This is a genomic window from Mesorhizobium calcicola (assembly GCF_042682105.1).
Classification (GTDB): Bacteria; Pseudomonadota; Alphaproteobacteria; order Rhizobiales; family Rhizobiaceae; genus Mesorhizobium; species Mesorhizobium calcicola.
The window spans coordinates 14,932-30,738 of the sequence record NZ_JBHUGY010000010.1 but is presented as its reverse complement, the minus strand read 5'-3'; the positions used below and the strand labels follow the sequence as shown (position 1 = coordinate 30,738).

Below are 15,807 nucleotides of genomic sequence, written 5' to 3'. Positions count from 1 at the left end.
CTCGGCATGATCAAGCAGTGCGTCGGGAGAGGGTCTGGTTTCGTTGCGGTTGTCGTCCGGCATCAGCATCGATCATGGATGGCGCCGGGGATACTGTCGATCCCCGGACCTCGCCATTCACTATTTCGCGGCGTCCAGCGCAAGGTTGAGCGCCAGCACATTGACGACCGGCTCACCCATGAAGCCAAGCTCCCTGCCCTCGACCTGGCCGTTGACAAGCGCCTTGACCTTGGCTGCATCGATCTCCCTGGCCTTGGCGACCCGGGCGACCTGGAAATAGGCCGCTTCGGAGCTGATATCAGGATCGAGGCCGCTGCCGGACGTCGTCACCAGGTCCATCGGAACAGCCTGGTTCGGATTCTCCGCTTTCAGCTTTTCTGCGTCGCCCTTGATGCGGTCGATCAGCTTGGGGTTGGTCGGGCCGAGGTTGCTGCCGCTCGATGCGGCGGCGTTGTAACCGTCGCCGGCTGCCGAGGGGCGGCCATGGAAGTACTTGTCGCTGGCAAAGCCCTGGCCGATCAGTTCGGAGCCGATGACCTTGCCGTCCCTTTCGATCAGACTGCCATTGGCCTGGCGCGGGAACAGCGCCTGGGCGATGCCGGTCATGCCGATCGGATAGATCAGGCCGGTCAGTACCGTAAAGAAGACGATCATGATGATCGCGGGTCTTATCTGCGTGAGCATCGACGTGTTCCTCAGAGCAATTCCAGGAAAAGTGTGACGCGGTTTTCCGTCCGGAATTGCGTTAAAACAAAGAGTTAAGCGAGGCCGATGGCGGTGACGATCATGTCGATCGCCTTGATGCCGACGAAGGGGACGATGATGCCGCCGAGGCCATAGACGAGCAGGTTGCGGCTGAGCAGCGCGCGCCGGCGCCGATGGCACGATATTTGACGCCTTTCAGCGACAGCGGGATCAGCGCGATAATGATCAGCGCGTTGAAGATGATGGCCGACAGGATGGCGCTCTGCGGGGTCGCCAGATGCATGATGTTGAGCGCCTGCAGCGGGCCTGTCGTCTGTCCCGGCGCGACGTAGAAGACGGCGAACATCGCCGGGATGATGGCGAAGTACTTGGCCACGTCGTTGGCGATCGAGAAGGTGGTCAGCGAGCCGCGCGTCATCAGCAGCGCCTTGCCGATCTCGACGATCTCGATGAGCTTGGTCGGATCGCTGTCGAGATCGATCATGTTGCCAGCCTCGCGGGCGGCGACGGTGCCGGTGTTCATGGCGACGCCGACATCGGCCTGGGCAAGGGCCGGCGCATCGTTGGTGCCGTCGCCGCACATGGCGACCAGCTTGCCCTTGGCCTGTTCGTCGCGGATCAGCTTCAGCTTGTCCTCGGGCGTCGCCTGGGCGAGGAAGTCGTCGACGCCGGCTTCCGCGGCGATCGCCGCGGCGGTCATCGGATTGTCGCCGGTGATCATCACCGTGCGGATGCCCATGCGGCGCAGCTCGGTGAAGCGTTCGCTGATGCCGCCCTTGACGATGTCCTTGAGGTGGACGACGCCGAGCAGGCGCCCGTCGCGTTCGACCGCCAGCGGCGTGCCGCCGGACTTGGCGATCTCGTCGGCGATGGCCTGGAGGTCGCGGACGGAATCGCTGCTTGGGCGCGCGCCATGAGCGGCTGATGTCGAGCGGTTGACATGGGCGAGAACCGAATCGACGGCGCCCTTGCGGACCGAAGAACCATCGATGTCGACGCCGCTCATGCGGGTTTGCGCGGTGAAGGGCACGAAAGTGGCGTGCAACGTCGCCATATCGCGGGCGCGGATGGCGTACTTCTCCTTGGCCAGCACGACGATCGAGCGGCCTTCGGGCGTTTCGTCGGCGAGCGAGGCGAGCTGGGCGGCGTCGGCAAGTTCCTGCTCGGTGACACCCTTGACCGGGCGAAACTGCGTCGCCTGGCGATTGCCGAGCGTGATCGTGCCGGTCTTGTCGAGCAGCAGCGTGTCGACGTCGCCCGCCGCCTCGACGGCGCGGCCGGACATGGCCAGCACGTTGAAGCGCACCAGGCGGTCCATGCCGGCGATGCCGATGGCCGACAGCAGCGCGCCGATGGTGGTCGGGATCAGGGTGACGAACAAGGCGACCAGCACAGTCACCGAGATGTAGCCGCCCGAATAGGAGGCAAAGCTCGGGATCGTCGCGGTGGCCAGCACAAAGATCAGCGTCATGCCGACCAGCAGGATGTTGAGCGCGATCTCGTTGGGCGTCTTCTGGCGCTCCGCGCCTTCAACAAGCGAGATCATGCGGTCGAGGAAGGTATGGCCGGATGCCGCGGTGATGCGCACGCGGATCCAGTCGGACAAAACCTGGGTGCCGCCGGTGACCGCCGATCGGTCGCCGCCGGATTCGCGGATGACCGGCGCCGATTCGCCTGTGATCGCGGCTTCGTTGACCGAGGCGACGCCTTCGACCACTTCGCCGTCGGAAGGGATGATGTCGCCGGCCTCGACGAGGACGATGTCACCGACCTTGAGGCTGGTGCCGGGCACCAGCTTGAACTTGGTCCGATCCTCGCCGGCCAGCAGCTTGGCCTGGGTCTCGGTGCGCGCCTTGCGCAGCGAGTCGGCCTGCGCCTTGCCGCGGCCTTCGGCGACCGCTTCGGCAAAGTTGGCAAACAGCACGGTGAACCACAGCCAGATGATGATCTGCAGCGTGAAGCTGAAATCGCCGCCGCCGGTGATCAGATCCCTGACGAACAGCGCGGTCGTAAGCGCCGAGACAACGGCGACGACGAACATCACGGGGTTCCTGATCAGGGTGCGCGGGTTCAATTTCTTGAAGGCCCCGCCGATGGCGGGCAAGAGGATGCTGGCATCCATGATGCTCGCGGATTTTGAGTGGCTCATTTTGGAGCTCCGGCTTCGCTGTTGTTGGATGGCACCGATCGATCGGATGCCGAAAAGGGCGGCCCGTAGACCAGCAGCCAGATCACAATCATGACCGCCGCAATGCCCAGGAACGTGGATATGGTCGGGAAGGGAGGGGGAGTTGCCTCCCCCTCATTGTCGACCTTTGGCCGAGCCTTGCGACGCGTGGTGTTGAACCAGGACATGACTTCTATCCAGGGCGGCGCATCAGAAGGTCTGCCCATGGATCATTGCCAGATGTTCGACGATCGGTCCGATCGCCAGCGCCGGGAAGAAGGTCAGGCCGACGACGATCAAGATGACGCCGACCAGCAGGCCGACGAACAGCGGACCATCGGTCGGGAACGTGCCGGCCGAGGCCGGGACCGTCTTCTTGGCCACCAGCGAGCCGGCAATGGCCAGCGCCGGGACGATGACCAGGAAGCGTCCCATCAGCATGGTGATGCCGAGCGTGATGTTGTACCACGGCGTGTTGCCGCTAAGGCCGCCAAAGGCCGAGCCGTTGTTCGCCGCCGCCGAGGTATAGGCATAAAGTATCTCGGAGAAGCCATGCGGCCCGCTGTTGGCGATCGATGCCACAGCGCTCGGCAGAACCACGGCTATGGCGGTGAAGACCAGCATCGCCAGCGGCAGGCACAGGATGGCGAGCATCGCCATCTTGACCTCCTTGGCCTCGATCTTCTTGCCGAGATATTCGGGCGTGCGGCCAACCATCAGGCCGGCAACGAAGACGGCGACGACGATGAACATCAGGATGCCGTAGAAGCCGGCGCCGACGCCGCCGACGATGACTTCGCCGAGCTGCATGTTGATCATCGGGATAAAGCCGCCGAGTGCCGTGAAGCTGTCATGCATGGCGTTGACCGCGCCGCAGGACGCGGCGGTGGTGACGACCGCAAACAGTGCCGACATGGCGATGCCGAAGCGGCTCTCCTTGCCTTCCATGTTGCCGCCGTCGATGCCAAGCGCGTGCACCAGCGGATTGCCGCCGGCTTCCGCCCAGTAACAGACGGCGACACCGGCGATGAACAGGACGCCCATCGTGGCCAGGATCGCCCAGCCCTGGCGCTGGTTGCCGACCATGCGGCCGAAGACGTTGGTCAAGGCGGCGCCGAGCGCGAAGATCGTCACCATCTGGATCAGGTTGGAGATCGCGTCGGGATTTTCAAAGGGATGCGCGGCATTGGCATTGAAGAAACCGCCGCCATTGGTGCCGAGCATCTTGATGGCCACCTGTGAAGCGACGGGACCGACCGCGATCGTCTGCTGCGCGCCTTCCAGCGTCGTGGCGTTGACATATGAGCCGAGCGTCTGCGGCATGCCGAGCCAGACATAGACAAGGGTCAGGATGATGCAGAGCGGCAGCAGCACATAGAGCGTGCAGCGGGTCATATCGACCCAGAAATTGCCGATCGATTTGGCCGAAGCGCGGGCAAAGCCACGGATCAGCGCGACCGCGATGGCGATGCCGACCGCCGCAGACATGAAGTTCTGCACGGTGAGGCCGGCCATCTGCACGAGGTAGGACATCGTGCTTTCGCCACCATAGTTCTGCCAGTTGGTGTTGCTCACGAAGCTGACAGCGGTGTTGAAGGCGAGGTTGGGTTCGACGGCGGTCATGCCGGCCGGGTTGTAGGGCAGGACGCCTTGCAGCCGCTGCAGGACATAAAGCACCAGGAAGCTGGCGACGCTGAAGAACATGATGCCCGCCGCATAGGTGGTCCAGTGCTGTTCCTCGCGTTCGCTGGTTCCCGCGATGCGATAGAGCCCGCGTTCAATCGGGCCCAGAACCGGCGAAAGAAATGTCCGGTCGCCGTTGAAGACGCGGTACATGTAGCCGCCGAGCGGCTTCACCAGCAAAACGATGATCCCGCAGTAGACGAGGATCTGTAGCCATCCGTTGAGAGTCATTGAAGTAGCTTTCCGTGCCTTGCGCCAATTGCTGTCAGAAGCGTTCTGGGCGAACGAGGGCGTATGTCAGGTAGACGAGCAGGAACAGCGTCACACCGCCACCGAGGATATAGTCGACGAGCATTTTGCGATCCTCGCGTTAGAGAATGTCACAGGCTTTGATGTAGGCGAACGACAGGGCGAAAAACAAAATCCCGATCCCGAGAACGACGATGTCCATTGTGCTTGTTCCTTGCTTCCGACCTTCTACTTTCTACCGTAGAGCCTGCGACAGGCAGGTCGGCGATTGCGTAAAAGCGGTCCGCCGCATCTTGTAGCTGACGGTACCGGGTGTGTTTTCTCAAAGCGGAATATGAACCCGATCGCCATAAAGGTTCGAGACGGCGCGGGAGGGAAAGAAATAGGAATTTTATAAAGGTTTTCGGGTCAGCTCGTCGCAAGCGCTCGACAGGTCGATTGTCACACAGCGGCTGACTCAACCACAGGCCGGCGGTTCCCGCCCGAAAAAGCGAAAGCCCGGCTGCCAAGCCGGGCTTTCCGTGGTGGCTGGCGCAATGTAGCCGCCACAATGGAAGATGGCGTCAGGCGGCGTAACCGCCATAACCACGGGCAACGGCGTGCACGCCCGCGGCCGGCTCGAGGTCCGGCCACAGGATCCCGGCAGCGTGGGCAAATTCGACCAGCGCACGGCGCGCCTGCTCGATGGTCACATAACCCGGAACGGCGAGATCGCATGCCTTCACCGCGTTGCGATAAAGCGGGCCCCGGCGCGAGGTCGTCCAGTCGGTCAGGAAATCGTGCATTTCAGCCAGCGAAGCGATCTCGCGCTTGAAGCCGAGGCCGACGGTCAGTGCGACCGGTGAATGAAACAGCTTGTCGTGCATGAAACGGGCTCCTGATTTATCGCAGCGCTGGAGAGATATCCTGGCTGGTCCACGGACGGGACGCCGTGAAACGCGCTGCGGGCCAAGAGGTTCCGGGCCGGGAGCTTTTATGTGAAATGCGGCGGTCGTGCTCTGATCGCTACGCCCGCACAACCCATCGCTCGCGCTACCCCAGGCCAATCGGGTTGAGCGTTCAAATGGCCCGTAAATTATCGCTCCTGGGTGCCATGCGTGGCCTGCAGACTGTCTTGTGAAACGTCCCGGATGCGCCAGGGCTGCCCTGCGTCAGGGGCCGTCGTCTCGCGTGCCTCGCGCTGCGTCGACAGGCGAAGAACTCCCGCAAGACCTTTTCCCAGCGAGACGCCGGGCTTTTCAACGACAAGGTGCGCGACCAGCGCCATCAGGACCAGAAGCACCATCGCCATCGCTATCACAAGCCAATATTGGGCGGCGTTGTCCATGGCGAAGGTCCGCAGGGGCGCGATGGAAAATATCGAGACGAAGGCAAGCCCCTGCAAGAGATAGATGCCAAAGCTGATCTCACCCAGTCGCACTGAGCGGGAGGCCGTCAGAAGACCAAAGAAATCAGCCCCCGTCACGACCAGGAAGAAGGTGGCAATGCACAGCAGCATCGGCCCAGGCGCGTAGGCGGTCTTATAGATGGCAAAGATACATACCAGCATCACCAGAGCGACGGCGGACAGGGCATGCCGATGCCATTTCACCAGCAGGCCGTTTGCTTCAAGCGTTGCGCACAACATCCCGCCCGCGAAAAGTCCCAGATACCCGTAGGTGGCGCTGCCTCCACTCACTGACATGAGAATTGAAAACGCCAGGAGCACGGCTGGCAAGCCGATGCGGGCCACCGGATGCCGGCTGAATATGGCCGCGATCGGCAGGCTGAAATAAAACAGCCATTCATAGGGCAAGGTCCAGGTTACGCAGGCCAGGACGCAGACGCGGGAACTCGAAAGCGGGACGTAGCCGAAGACACCGAACAGCAGATTGAAAAATGCCCGTTCGTAAGTCGCGAAGGTCGAATAATCGATCTGGGCGTCGGCGACCTCCAAAGCCATCGCCGTGCCGACGGCCAGAATATAGAGCGGCCCGATCCTGAAAGCCCGCTTGAGCAACAGGGTCGGAAAATCCACGGAGGACTTTGCCGACAGCAGTTTCCCCCAGAACAGATAGGCGGAGATGATGAAGAACAAGGATACTCCCACCTGTCCCAGCGGGCCATAGAAAGCCGAAGGCGGATACTTCCATGCGCCGGTCGCCAGCAATTCATGATAGATGACCGCGTGGTGAAGCGCGACGGCAAGCGCCAGATAGCCGCGCATTCCGTCTATTGCCCGCACCCTGGTGGAGTTCGATTCGAAGCCTACCCGCTGAAACAGCGGTATGCCCGCAAGCGGCCAAAGCAGCGCGACGACCACAAACGCGGGCCAGATGTCATAAAGTCCAATCACGATGGCTCCGAGCCGATGCGCAGCACGCTGAGTCGCCTTGTTGGACTATGCAACCTTGCCTAGTGCCGGCACAAGCGCGCGCCACCATCCGCCAACCGAACAATCATTGGCCTGCCTGGCCGAAGCCGTCGAGCGCATGCATTACGACTGGTTCTTTGTCGAGCACGAGGCCGCGCACGATGCGCCGCACTTACCGGGCATGGTTGCCACGGTGCTGGCGCGGGAATTGTGGAGGCCGGAAGGCGGCGACGACAACCAGCGTGGAGGACGACAACCAGCATGGAGAAGGTCACAATCTCAGTTACCGCGCCGACCGTGACGCGCGGCCCTACTCCGCACGAAACCCAAATTTTGTAGCATTAATTGGAATTCGCGAGTGGATCGATCTTCGTCAGGCGCTCTCTGGCCTCGATCACACGCCGCTGGGCTGCCCTTATCCTGCCGCAGAGCGCAATATTGATTCCCACCCCGCAGTCTTCGTCCAGCATTTCCTTCGCGCGCCTGAGGGCGACCTCCGCCCGCTTGACTCGCTGTCTGGCCTTGGCCAGTTCCAAGATCATGAGATCGGCCATCGCACCGCGTCCGTTGTGCTCCAGGGTGTACATCATGAAGTGCTAACTCATAACGGAGCGGATCGTTCCCCCGGAGGTCGGGCGGGTGGCTCTCCAGGCTGCAAGCCCTTTGGACTGTTCGTGGCTGGCACCGAGATCAATCGGCGATTGGAAATCTGGCGGAGAGAGCGGGATTCGAACCCGCGTTACGGTCTCCCGTAAACACACTTTCCAGGCGTGCGCCTTCAACCACTCGGCCACCTCTCCGTCCATGCATGTCGCGCCGGCCGGTTTCGCCGCGCGGGTTGGGGAGATGCACCTCCCTTGGGGCTGCGGTGCGGAACCTCCGCACTATCGGCGTCGCCAACCAGCGAACGCCCTTCCCCACACCTGAAGCCGTCGAAGCAACAGGCGCGGGGCTCATCTAGTCGATCCGGCGCCGAATGCCAAGCCATAACGGCAGTCTATTCGCTTTGCCGGCCACACAGCGTTTCGCGCGCCTGCCGGCGCCCCCGTTTTTGAGGCGCCGCCAGCCGAATGATGTGCACAGGCAGGGCCGCAAGGCCGGCGGCGCTTGACTTCGCACGGGGCCGCCTGTCGAGTGATGGAAAGGCTTTGCGGGGGCATTGTCGGACATGACATCGAGCAACGGACAGATGCCAGCCAGGCGGCCGGACAGCGGCCTGTCCTTCGTGCCTCCGGGCTGGCTCATCATCGTCATGGCGTGGTCGGTCTACGGCCTGGTATCGGCCTGGCGGCTGATCGGCGACTACAGCCTGCCGGACAGGGTCTTCTATCTCATCTATGGCGGGCTCGCCGTCGACATCATCACCATCCTGTGGGGGCTTTACCTGCTCGGCCTCGCCTTTGGCCGCTCGGCGCGGTTTCCGCGCCATTTCACCATCTGGCAGATCGCCACCATCATCTGGCTGCTGGCCAGGCAGGCCTATGTGCTCACGGTGCCCGATTTCGTCTTCTCTGGCAGGGCGCTTGCCGTCACCGGCGCGGAAGTCGCCATCGGGGTTCTCTGCATCTATCTGCTGCGCCGCGGTTCCGAAGCCGAGGCCGCCTATGCCAATCCGGCAACCGAAAGCCCGCCTGTCTTCGTCTCGGTCATCGCCGCCCTGCTCGGCATCATCCTCGGAGCGATCATCGGCGCCGCGGCTGGGTTCTTCGCCGGCTCGGTGATCGCCGATGCCACCGACATGAGCTGCTTCGAGGGCGCCTGCGGCTATTTTGCCCTGTTCATCGGTCTGGCCGGGCTGGTCGTCGGCGCCATCGCCGGTGGCCTTTTTGCCGTCTGGCGCGTCCATCGCCGCAAACGCAGGCCGGTGGCATAGGCATCGCTTCAAATTCGCGTATGGCGATTGCGAACCCGGCATGCGCATTCTATCTCTCGTCTTGGTACCGGAAGGCCCTCGGGAGGAGCTTGAGGATTGGCCGGAGGAAAAGGTCGCCCTAATGTTTCGCTTCGTCTTTCGTCTTGCCGCGATGGTGGCGCTATCGATTTCCGTCATCATGGCGGTGCTCGATGCGACGCGCACCGTGGCGGCTTCGGCGCTGGTGCTGACCCCGCTCAACACCAGCTGGCTGGCCGTCTCGCCGGACACGCGGGCCGCCTTCGAAACCTTGGTGCGAACCAAGGCCGGGCCGCTGCTGTGGGACGTTGCCATCGCCTGGATACTCAACCAACCGGGCTTCGCCGTGTTCGCGGTGCTGGCCCTCCTGCTCTATGCGATCGGCTACAGGCGGCAACGACGACCGGGACAGTTCGCCGCGAGCTGATCCACTTCCGGAACCCCGAGAAGGAAGACCGCGCATGTTCTTTCTCAGCGACATGCTGAACAAGAAGCTCAACCTGCCAAAACCGTCCGAGGCGTTGCCGGGCCGCGCCCGGGCGATCCCGACGACATCCAGGCACCATGTCTTGAAAAAGCCGCTCAAGGGTCCCTACCCCGAAGGCTTTGAGACGGCGATGTTCGGGCTCGGCTGCTTCTGGGGTGCCGAGCGGCTGTTCTGGCAGCTCGAAGGCGTGTGGGTCACCGCGGTCGGCTATGCCGGCGGCTTCACGCCCAATCCGACCTATCAGGAAACCTGCACCGGCCTCACCGGCCATGCCGAAGTGGTGCTGGTCGTCCATGACCCCAAAATCGTCTCCTATGCCGCGCTGCTGAAGCTGTTCTGGGAAAGCCACGACCCGACGCAAGGCATGCGCCAGGGCAATGATGTCGGCACCGCCTACCGCTCCGCGATCTACACGCTCGGCGATGCGCAATTGCAGGCGGCGCGCGCCTCGCGCGATGCCTACGAAACCTCCCTGCGCGGTGCCGATCATGGCAGGATCACCACCGAGATCGCGCCGGCACCCGAATTCTACTTCGCCGAAGGTGACCACCAGCAATATCTGGCGAAGAACCCGTACGGCTATTGCAACCTCAAAGGCACCGGCATTGCCTGCGCCATCCCGGCTGCCGCCTCCGCCTGAAGCCTTTGGCGCAAGGATCAGGCCGCGGGGCGGCTTGCCCGCGGCATGCTTTTCCAAAAGGTCAAAATTCCGCGTGAATTTTGTTTCGGGCCGTGCCAGATTGCCGCCGAGCGGGAGGGGAATACACTCCAGGCTGACGTCGCATGCCTGCCGGTGAACCGGGCAGGCAGGCGGTGCGTAACGGAAAAAATAACCGACAGGGTGTGGATCACATGAAACGTATCGTTCTCGGCCTCCTGGCCGCAACCGCAATGGTTCTTCCGGCTTTCGCCGCGGATGTCCAGCCGGCCATCCTCTATGATCTCGGCGGCAAGTTCGACAAATCCTTCAACGAGGCTGCCTTTCATGGCGCCGAGAAGTTCAAGACCGAGACCGGCGTCGCCTATGTCGAGTTCGAGGTTTCCAACGCTTCGCAGCGCGAGCAGGCGCTGCGCCGCTTCGCCGAGGACGGCCGCAACCCGATCGTCATGGCCGGTTTTGCCTGGGAAGATGCGCTGAAGACGGTCGCGGCCGAATATCCTGACCTCAACTTCGCCATCATCGACGATGCCGTCGATTTGCCCAATGTCCGCTCGCTGGTATTCAAGGAGAATGAAGGCTCCTATCTGGTCGGCATCATGGCGGCGATGGCTTCGAAGTCGAAGAAGGTCTCCTTCATCGGCGGCATGGACATTCCGCTGATCCGCAAGTTCGAATGCGGCTATGTCGGCGGCGCCAAGTCGGCCGGCGCGACCGACGTCATCCAGAACATGACCGGCGACACGCCGGCTGCCTGGAACGACCCGGCCAAGGGCGGCGAGATCGCCAAGACGCAGATCGACCAGGGCTCCGACGTGGTCTACGCCGCGGCCGGCGGCACCGGCGTCGGTGTGCTGCAGGCGGCGGCGGATGCCGGCAAGCTTGGCATCGGCGTCGATTCCAACCAGAACGGCCTGCAGCCGGGCAAGGTGCTGACCTCGATGCTGAAGCGCGTCGACGTTGCCGTCTACAACGCCTTCATGGACGGCAAGAACGGCACCTTCAAGGGCGGCCTGCAAAACCTCGGCCTCAAGGAAGGCGGCGTCGACTACGCCATGGACGACAACAACAAGGCACTCGTGACCGACGAGATGAAGGCGGCGGTCGAAAAGGCTAAGGCCGATATCATCGCCGGCACGATCAAGGTGCACGACTACACCGCCGACAACGCCTGCCCGTATTGATCGGCAGCGACGTCAGGTCAGGGCTAACGGACCGCCGGGTGAGAACCCGGCGGTCCTGCATTGGGCTACAGCTTGCCCGCCAGGTAACCCAGCGCAAACGCCACGATCAGCCCCGCGGCAACGACAAATCCGCGCCGCCCGCCAAGCGCTTGCAGGCCGATTCCGGATGGCGGCCAGGAAAGGCCCCGGATCACCGTCGCCGGCCCGGCGTTGCCGTCGCCGAGGCGGACGCTGCGCATCTGCGGCAATTCGGCGAGGCGTTGCGTCACCAGTTCCCAATGCCTGGTAGGCAGGAGTCCTCGTTTTTCGTAACGGTCGAAGAATTGCATCTGCCACGCAATCCGCACCACGGCGTCGCGGAAGGTGGGGTCGATCTCGAGATCGCGCTCGGCCCGTTCGCGCTCCGCATCGCTCATCAGGCCCAGCACATATTCGCCCGCCCTTTCAATGCGATCGCCTTCACCGGCCATGATTTGCGCCCTCCCCTCGTCCTCACCAGTGCGGCGGCTTGGTTATGGGCACATCGGGCGCGGCCTGCTCTTCAAGCGCCAGGAAGCGATCGGTCAGCGCGTCGAGCTTGCGCTGCATGCGCTCGATCACCTTCCACTGCTCGGCGATCTGGCCTGACAGTTCCTCGATCGTCTTCTCCTGCTCGGCGGCGCGGATCTCCAGCGTCGTCAATCGGTCGGCGGGCATGGTCATTCCAAAGTCCCCGGCTCTCGTGCCGCCGCATCGCGCGGCTTCGCCATATTAGCGAATGTGAGGGCTTCGGCCACGTTCGAAATTGACAAGCGCGCAGGGATTTGTCGAGAGTGGGTGCTGCTCCGCCAATTGGCATGGGCGGAGCGTCATGCTAGGACGTAGTGACGATTTAAGGGTTTGGGATTCCCAAGGATTGGCAAATCAGATTCAACGCTGATTTTTGGAGATCGGCGATGGATTGCGATGCGCTTGGGGACGACCAGTGGGACCGGATCAAGGGTTTTGTGCCCGGCGGCACGAAAGGCAAGCGCGGCCCGCGTACAGATAATCGGAAGTTCCTCGACGCGCTGTTGTGGATGGCGCGTTCGGGTGGCCGTTGGCGCGACCTGCCGGAGCGGCTTGGCGATTACCGCTCGGTGAAGCGGCGCTATTATCGTTGGATCGGGATGGGTGTGCTGGACGATATGCTGGAAATGCTCGCCCGCGAAGCCGACCTCGAATGGCTGATGATCGACAGCACGATCGTGCGAGCGCACCAGCATGCCGCCGGGGCACGCAAGGTCAAAGGGGGGCGGATGCCCAGGGCCTGGGTCGGTCTCGCGGCGGCCTGAGTACCAAGATCCACGCCGCCACCGAGGCGCTCGGCCTTCCCATCCGCCTGATCGGCACCCCCGGCCAGCGCAACGACATCGCCTTGGCCCACGACCTGATCGACGGTATCGACGCCGATGCCGCCATCGCCGACAAGGGATACGACGCCGATCACCTCGTTGACAGGATCACTGAACAGGGCGCAGAGGTCGTCATCCCGCCCAAGCGCAACCGCAAGGCCCAGCGGCCATACGACCGCGATCTCTACAAGGAGCGCAACCGCATCGAGCGCTTCTTCAACAAGCTCAAGCAGTTCAGGCGCGTCGCAACCCGTTACGACAAGCTGCTCGCAAACTTCATGGGTTTCGTCAAACTCGCAGCGATCGCCATTTGGCTCAGATAGTTAAATCGTCACTACGTCCTAGGCGTTTTGACCAAGCGATAAAAAATAAGAGTGGGACAGGCTGCATGGCGCAAGCCGCAATCGAACTGACCGGCATCAACAAGAATTTTGGCGCCGTGCGCGCCAACCGCGATATCAACCTGGAAATCGCGCGCGGCACCATCCACGGCATCGTCGGCGAGAACGGTGCCGGCAAGTCGACGCTGATGTCGATCCTCTATGGTTTCTACCAGGCCGACAGCGGCGAGATCCGTGTCGATGGCAAGCCGGCATCGATCAACACGCCCAACGATGCCATCGCGCTCGGCATCGGCATGGTGCATCAGCATTTCATGCTGGTCGATAATTTCTCGGTGCTGGAGAACATCATCCTCGGCGCCGAAAACGATCCCCTGCTGAAGAGCAGCATCGCCAAGGCGCGTTCCGAACTGGACCGGCTGGAGCGCGAATACGGGCTCGAGGTCGATCCCGACGCCATCATCGAGGAACTGCCGGTCGGCCTGCAGCAACGCGTCGAAATCCTCAAGGCGCTCTATCGCGGCGCCGAGATCCTGATCCTCGACGAGCCGACGGGCGTGCTGACGCCGGCCGAAGCCGACCATCTCTTCCGCATCCTCAGGCAGTTGAAGGAACAGGGCAAGACGGTGGTGCTGATCACCCACAAGCTGCGCGAGATCATGGCCATCACAGACACCGTGTCGGTCATGCGTCAGGGCACGATGGTGGCGACCAGGGAGACCAAGAAGACCACGGTCGAGGAACTGGCCGAACTGATGGTCGGGCGGCGCGTGTTGCTCAGGGTCGAAAAGGGCGAGGCGGAAGCCGGTGCCGTCAAGCTCGCGGTCAAGAACCTGACGGTCAAGGATTCCCGCGGCGTCACCATGGTCGACGACGTCTCCTTCGATTTGCGCGCCGGCGAGATCGTCGGCATCGCCGGCGTCGCCGGCAACGGCCAGTCCGAACTGCTCGAGGCGATTTCCGGCATCAGGCATGCCGTTTCCGGTTCCGTGATGCTGGAGGGCAAGCCGATCGATCTCACCGGCAAGGCCGATCCCGGCGAGTTGCGCGACAGGGGGCTGGCCCATGTGCCGGAGGACCGCCATCACGTCGGGCTGGTGCTGGCCTTCGAGGAGAACGAAAACTCCATCCTCGGCTATCACGACGATCCCCGCTACCTGAAGGGCCCGTTCCTCGACATCGACGCCATCATGGCCGATGCGAAGGACAAGATCGAGAAATATGACATCCGGCCCGGCAATCCGCGCCTGAAGACCGCCAACTTCTCCGGCGGCAACCAGCAGAAGATCGTGCTTGCGCGCGAAATGGAACAAGACCCGGGTGTTCTCATCGTCGGCCAGCCGACGCGTGGCGTCGATGTCGGCGCCATCGAGTTCATCCACAAGCGCCTGATCGCCATGCGTGACCAGGGCAAGGCGGTGCTGGTTGTCTCTGTCGAGCTGGACGAGATCCGTTCGCTCTCCGACCGCATCCTGGTGATGTTCGCCGGCCGCATCGTCGGCGAGCGCGGCCCGGAAGCGAGCGAGGGCGAGCTCGGCCTGCTGATGGCCGGCGTCGAGCACAAGGAGGCGGCGGAATGAGCACGCCTTACGCCAAGCTGCCGGCCTGGGCCGATTACGGGCTGATCCCGCTGATCAATCTCTTCGTTGCTTTCGTCGTCGCCGGCTTCGTCGTGCTTCTGGTCGGAGAAAATCCGTTCCGCGCCGCCGTCATCCTGGTCGAGGGCGCCTTCGGCAAGGGAACGGGCATTGCCTTCACCCTCTTCTATGCCACCACCTTCATATTCACCGGGCTTTCGGTGGCGGTGGCAGCGCATTGCGGCCTGTTCAACATCGGCACCGAGGGGCAGGCCTACATCGCCGGCCTCGGCATCGCCATCGTCTGTCTTTCCTTCGACAGCATACTGCCGTGGTGGATGACATATCCGCTGGCCATCGTCGCCTCGGCGGTCGTGGGCGCGTTGTGGGCGCTCATCCCCGCCTATCTGCAGGCCAAGCGCGGCTCGCACATCGTCATCACCACCATCATGTTCAACTTCATCGCCGCTTCGATCATGGTTTACCTGCTGGTGGGCCCCTTGAAGCCGGCAGGGTCGCAGGCGCCGCAGACGCGCAACTTCCTCGCCGGCGCTGAATTGCCGAAGCTCAACTGGATCATCGAACTGTTCGGCGCAAAGATCCGTTCGGCGCCGCTCAACATTTCCTTCCTGCTGGCGCTGATCATGGCCTTCCTGGTCTGGCTGCTGATCTGGCGCACCAAGCTCGGCTACGAGATGCGCACCTACGGCCACAGCCCGAAGGCGGCGCGTTATGCCGGCATTTCGGAAACCCGTATCATCATCACAGCCATGATGATCTCTGGCGCGCTGGCCGGCATGATGGCGCTCAATCCGGTGATGGGCGACCAGCACAATGTTGCGATCGACTTCGTTTCCGGCGCCGGTTTCGTCGGCATCGCAGTGGCGCTGATGGGCCGCCTGCACCCGGTCGGCATCGTGCTGGCGGCGATCCTGTTCGGCATGCTCTACCAGGGCGGCGCCGAACTCGCCTTCGAGATGCCGGCGATCAGCCGCGACATGATCGTCATCATTCAAGGGTTGGTCATCCTGTTCGCCGGCGCCCTCGAGCACATGTTCCGGCCCTATATCCAGGCGCTGTTCGCCTCTTTCAATCCGCGATCGGTCGGCATGGAAGCGGTCAAGGGGAAGGGTGCCTGA

General features: G+C 62.8%; 18 protein-coding genes and 1 tRNA gene. 8 read left to right on the top strand and 11 right to left on the bottom strand.

The genetic code is table 11. The features are described 5' to 3' along the window. Positions 1–120 precede the first annotated feature (120 nt). The 7 genes from kdpC to ACFSQT_RS05625 form a co-directional block, all read right to left on the bottom strand. Positions 121–684, bottom strand: a complete 564-nt coding sequence (kdpC, locus tag ACFSQT_RS05655) for a potassium-transporting ATPase subunit KdpC (protein WP_379017394.1) — start codon at positions 682–684, stop codon at positions 121–123. 100 nt (positions 685–784) lie between these two features. Further along, positions 785–2,854 (bottom strand): potassium-transporting ATPase subunit KdpB, encoded by a 2,070-nt coding sequence (gene kdpB / locus ACFSQT_RS05650; protein WP_379017393.1) that lies wholly within the window; start codon positions 2,852–2,854, stop codon positions 785–787. Continuing rightward, positions 2,851–3,060, bottom strand: coding sequence for a hypothetical protein (locus tag ACFSQT_RS05645; RefSeq protein ID WP_379017391.1), 210 nt, complete (start codon positions 3,058–3,060; stop codon positions 2,851–2,853). Before ACFSQT_RS05645 ends, kdpB begins: the two co-directional genes overlap by 4 nt. 22 nt (positions 3,061–3,082) lie before the next feature. After that, positions 3,083–4,786, bottom strand: a complete 1,704-nt coding sequence (gene kdpA, locus ACFSQT_RS05640; protein WP_379017390.1) for a potassium-transporting ATPase subunit KdpA — start codon at positions 4,784–4,786, stop codon at positions 3,083–3,085. A 34-nt stretch (positions 4,787–4,820) separates the two neighbouring features. Continuing rightward, the gene (locus tag ACFSQT_RS05635) at positions 4,821–4,910 is read right to left on the bottom strand and encodes a K(+)-transporting ATPase subunit F (RefSeq protein WP_023669708.1); all 90 of its coding nucleotides are present in this window, start codon (positions 4,908–4,910) and stop codon (positions 4,821–4,823) included. Between the two features lie 457 nt (positions 4,911–5,367). Continuing rightward, positions 5,368–5,670 carry a DUF982 domain-containing protein gene (locus ACFSQT_RS05630; RefSeq protein ID WP_379017389.1) on the bottom strand — a complete coding sequence of 101 codons (303 nt, stop codon included), beginning with the start codon at positions 5,668–5,670 and terminating at the stop codon, positions 5,368–5,370. A gap of 209 nt (positions 5,671–5,879) precedes the next feature. Beyond that, positions 5,880–7,139, bottom strand: a complete 1,260-nt coding sequence (locus tag ACFSQT_RS05625; RefSeq protein WP_379017387.1) for an acyltransferase family protein — start codon at positions 7,137–7,139, stop codon at positions 5,880–5,882. A gap of 40 nt (positions 7,140–7,179) precedes the next feature. Here ACFSQT_RS05625 and ACFSQT_RS05620 point away from each other — a divergent pair, with 40 nt between their 5' ends. Next, the gene (locus ACFSQT_RS05620; protein WP_379017386.1) at positions 7,180–7,458 is read left to right on the top strand and encodes a hypothetical protein; all 279 of its coding nucleotides are present in this window, start codon (positions 7,180–7,182) and stop codon (positions 7,456–7,458) included. 40 nt (positions 7,459–7,498) lie between these two features. Here ACFSQT_RS05620 and ACFSQT_RS05615 read toward each other — a convergent pair whose 3' ends face one another. Both ACFSQT_RS05615 and ACFSQT_RS05610 read right to left on the bottom strand, forming a co-directional pair. Continuing rightward, positions 7,499–7,747, bottom strand: coding sequence for a hypothetical protein (locus tag ACFSQT_RS05615; protein WP_379017385.1), 249 nt, complete (start codon positions 7,745–7,747; stop codon positions 7,499–7,501). Positions 7,748–7,867: 120 nt separating this feature from the next. Next, a tRNA-Ser gene (locus ACFSQT_RS05610) sits at positions 7,868–7,957 on the bottom strand. 368 nt (positions 7,958–8,325) lie between these two features. On the opposite strand from ACFSQT_RS05610, the gene ACFSQT_RS05605 reads away from it, so the two are divergent. From ACFSQT_RS05605 to ACFSQT_RS05590, 4 genes are all read left to right on the top strand, one after another. Next, positions 8,326–9,030, top strand: a complete 705-nt coding sequence (locus ACFSQT_RS05605) for a hypothetical protein (protein WP_379017384.1) — start codon at positions 8,326–8,328, stop codon at positions 9,028–9,030. A gap of 121 nt (positions 9,031–9,151) precedes the next feature. Then, positions 9,152–9,475, top strand: a complete 324-nt coding sequence (locus ACFSQT_RS05600; RefSeq protein ID WP_379017383.1) for a hypothetical protein — start codon at positions 9,152–9,154, stop codon at positions 9,473–9,475. A gap of 34 nt (positions 9,476–9,509) precedes the next feature. After that, positions 9,510–10,175 (top strand): peptide-methionine (S)-S-oxide reductase MsrA, encoded by a 666-nt coding sequence (msrA, locus tag ACFSQT_RS05595; RefSeq protein ID WP_379017382.1) that lies wholly within the window; start codon positions 9,510–9,512, stop codon positions 10,173–10,175. Between the two features lie 212 nt (positions 10,176–10,387). After that, positions 10,388–11,377: a BMP family lipoprotein gene (locus tag ACFSQT_RS05590; protein WP_379017381.1), complete on the top strand. Its 990-nt coding sequence runs from the start codon at positions 10,388–10,390 to the stop codon at positions 11,375–11,377. Between the two features lie 65 nt (positions 11,378–11,442). Here ACFSQT_RS05590 and ACFSQT_RS05585 read toward each other — a convergent pair whose 3' ends face one another. Beyond that, complete coding sequence (locus tag ACFSQT_RS05585) at positions 11,443–11,847, bottom strand: hypothetical protein (protein WP_379017380.1); 405 nt, start codon at positions 11,845–11,847, stop codon at positions 11,443–11,445. Positions 11,848–11,869: 22 nt separating this feature from the next. After that, a complete protein-coding gene (locus ACFSQT_RS05580; protein ID WP_292161659.1) occupies positions 11,870–12,079 on the bottom strand; it encodes a SlyX family protein in 210 nt (69 codons plus the stop codon). A 233-nt stretch (positions 12,080–12,312) separates the two neighbouring features. Here ACFSQT_RS05580 and ACFSQT_RS05575 point away from each other — a divergent pair. From ACFSQT_RS05575 to ACFSQT_RS05565, 3 genes are all read left to right on the top strand, one after another. Continuing rightward, positions 12,313–13,073, top strand: a protein-coding gene (locus ACFSQT_RS05575; protein ID WP_378925984.1) for an IS5 family transposase whose coding sequence is annotated in 2 segments (ribosomal slippage) — positions 12,313–12,652 and positions 12,652–13,073 — 762 coding nt in all. Because the reading frame shifts where the segments join, the coding sequence is not laid out codon by codon here. Positions 13,074–13,138: 65 nt separating this feature from the next. Beyond that, the gene (locus ACFSQT_RS05570) at positions 13,139–14,671 is read left to right on the top strand and encodes an ABC transporter ATP-binding protein (RefSeq protein WP_379017379.1); all 1,533 of its coding nucleotides are present in this window, start codon (positions 13,139–13,141) and stop codon (positions 14,669–14,671) included. Next, entirely contained in the window at positions 14,668–15,807 is a 1,140-nt protein-coding gene (locus ACFSQT_RS05565; protein WP_379017378.1) for an ABC transporter permease, read from the top strand. The genes ACFSQT_RS05570 and ACFSQT_RS05565 overlap by 4 nt, the downstream gene beginning before the upstream one ends.

Coding starts and splice junctions, on each gene's coding strand:
- kdpC (WP_379017394.1), bottom strand. CDS start 684: ATGCTCACGCAGATAAGACCCGCGATCATCATGATCGTCTTCTTTACG.
- kdpB (WP_379017393.1), bottom strand. CDS start 2,854: ATGAGCCACTCAAAATCCGCGAGCATCATGGATGCCAGCATCCTCTTG.
- ACFSQT_RS05645 (WP_379017391.1), bottom strand. CDS start 3,060: ATGTCCTGGTTCAACACCACGCGTCGCAAGGCTCGGCCAAAGGTCGAC.
- kdpA (WP_379017390.1), bottom strand. CDS start 4,786: ATGACTCTCAACGGATGGCTACAGATCCTCGTCTACTGCGGGATCATC.
- ACFSQT_RS05635 (WP_023669708.1), bottom strand. CDS start 4,910: ATGCTCGTCGACTATATCCTCGGTGGCGGTGTGACGCTGTTCCTGCTC.
- ACFSQT_RS05630 (WP_379017389.1), bottom strand. CDS start 5,670: ATGCACGACAAGCTGTTTCATTCACCGGTCGCACTGACCGTCGGCCTC.
- ACFSQT_RS05615 (WP_379017385.1), bottom strand. CDS start 7,747: ATGATGTACACCCTGGAGCACAACGGACGCGGTGCGATGGCCGATCTC.
- ACFSQT_RS05605 (WP_379017384.1), top strand. CDS start 8,326: ATGACATCGAGCAACGGACAGATGCCAGCCAGGCGGCCGGACAGCGGC.
- ACFSQT_RS05600 (WP_379017383.1), top strand. CDS start 9,152: ATGTTTCGCTTCGTCTTTCGTCTTGCCGCGATGGTGGCGCTATCGATT.
- msrA (WP_379017382.1), top strand. CDS start 9,510: ATGTTCTTTCTCAGCGACATGCTGAACAAGAAGCTCAACCTGCCAAAA.
- ACFSQT_RS05590 (WP_379017381.1), top strand. CDS start 10,388: ATGAAACGTATCGTTCTCGGCCTCCTGGCCGCAACCGCAATGGTTCTT.
- ACFSQT_RS05585 (WP_379017380.1), bottom strand. CDS start 11,847: ATGGCCGGTGAAGGCGATCGCATTGAAAGGGCGGGCGAATATGTGCTG.
- ACFSQT_RS05580 (WP_292161659.1), bottom strand. CDS start 12,079: ATGACCATGCCCGCCGACCGATTGACGACGCTGGAGATCCGCGCCGCC.
- ACFSQT_RS05570 (WP_379017379.1), top strand. CDS start 13,139: ATGGCGCAAGCCGCAATCGAACTGACCGGCATCAACAAGAATTTTGGC.
- ACFSQT_RS05565 (WP_379017378.1), top strand. CDS start 14,668: ATGAGCACGCCTTACGCCAAGCTGCCGGCCTGGGCCGATTACGGGCTG.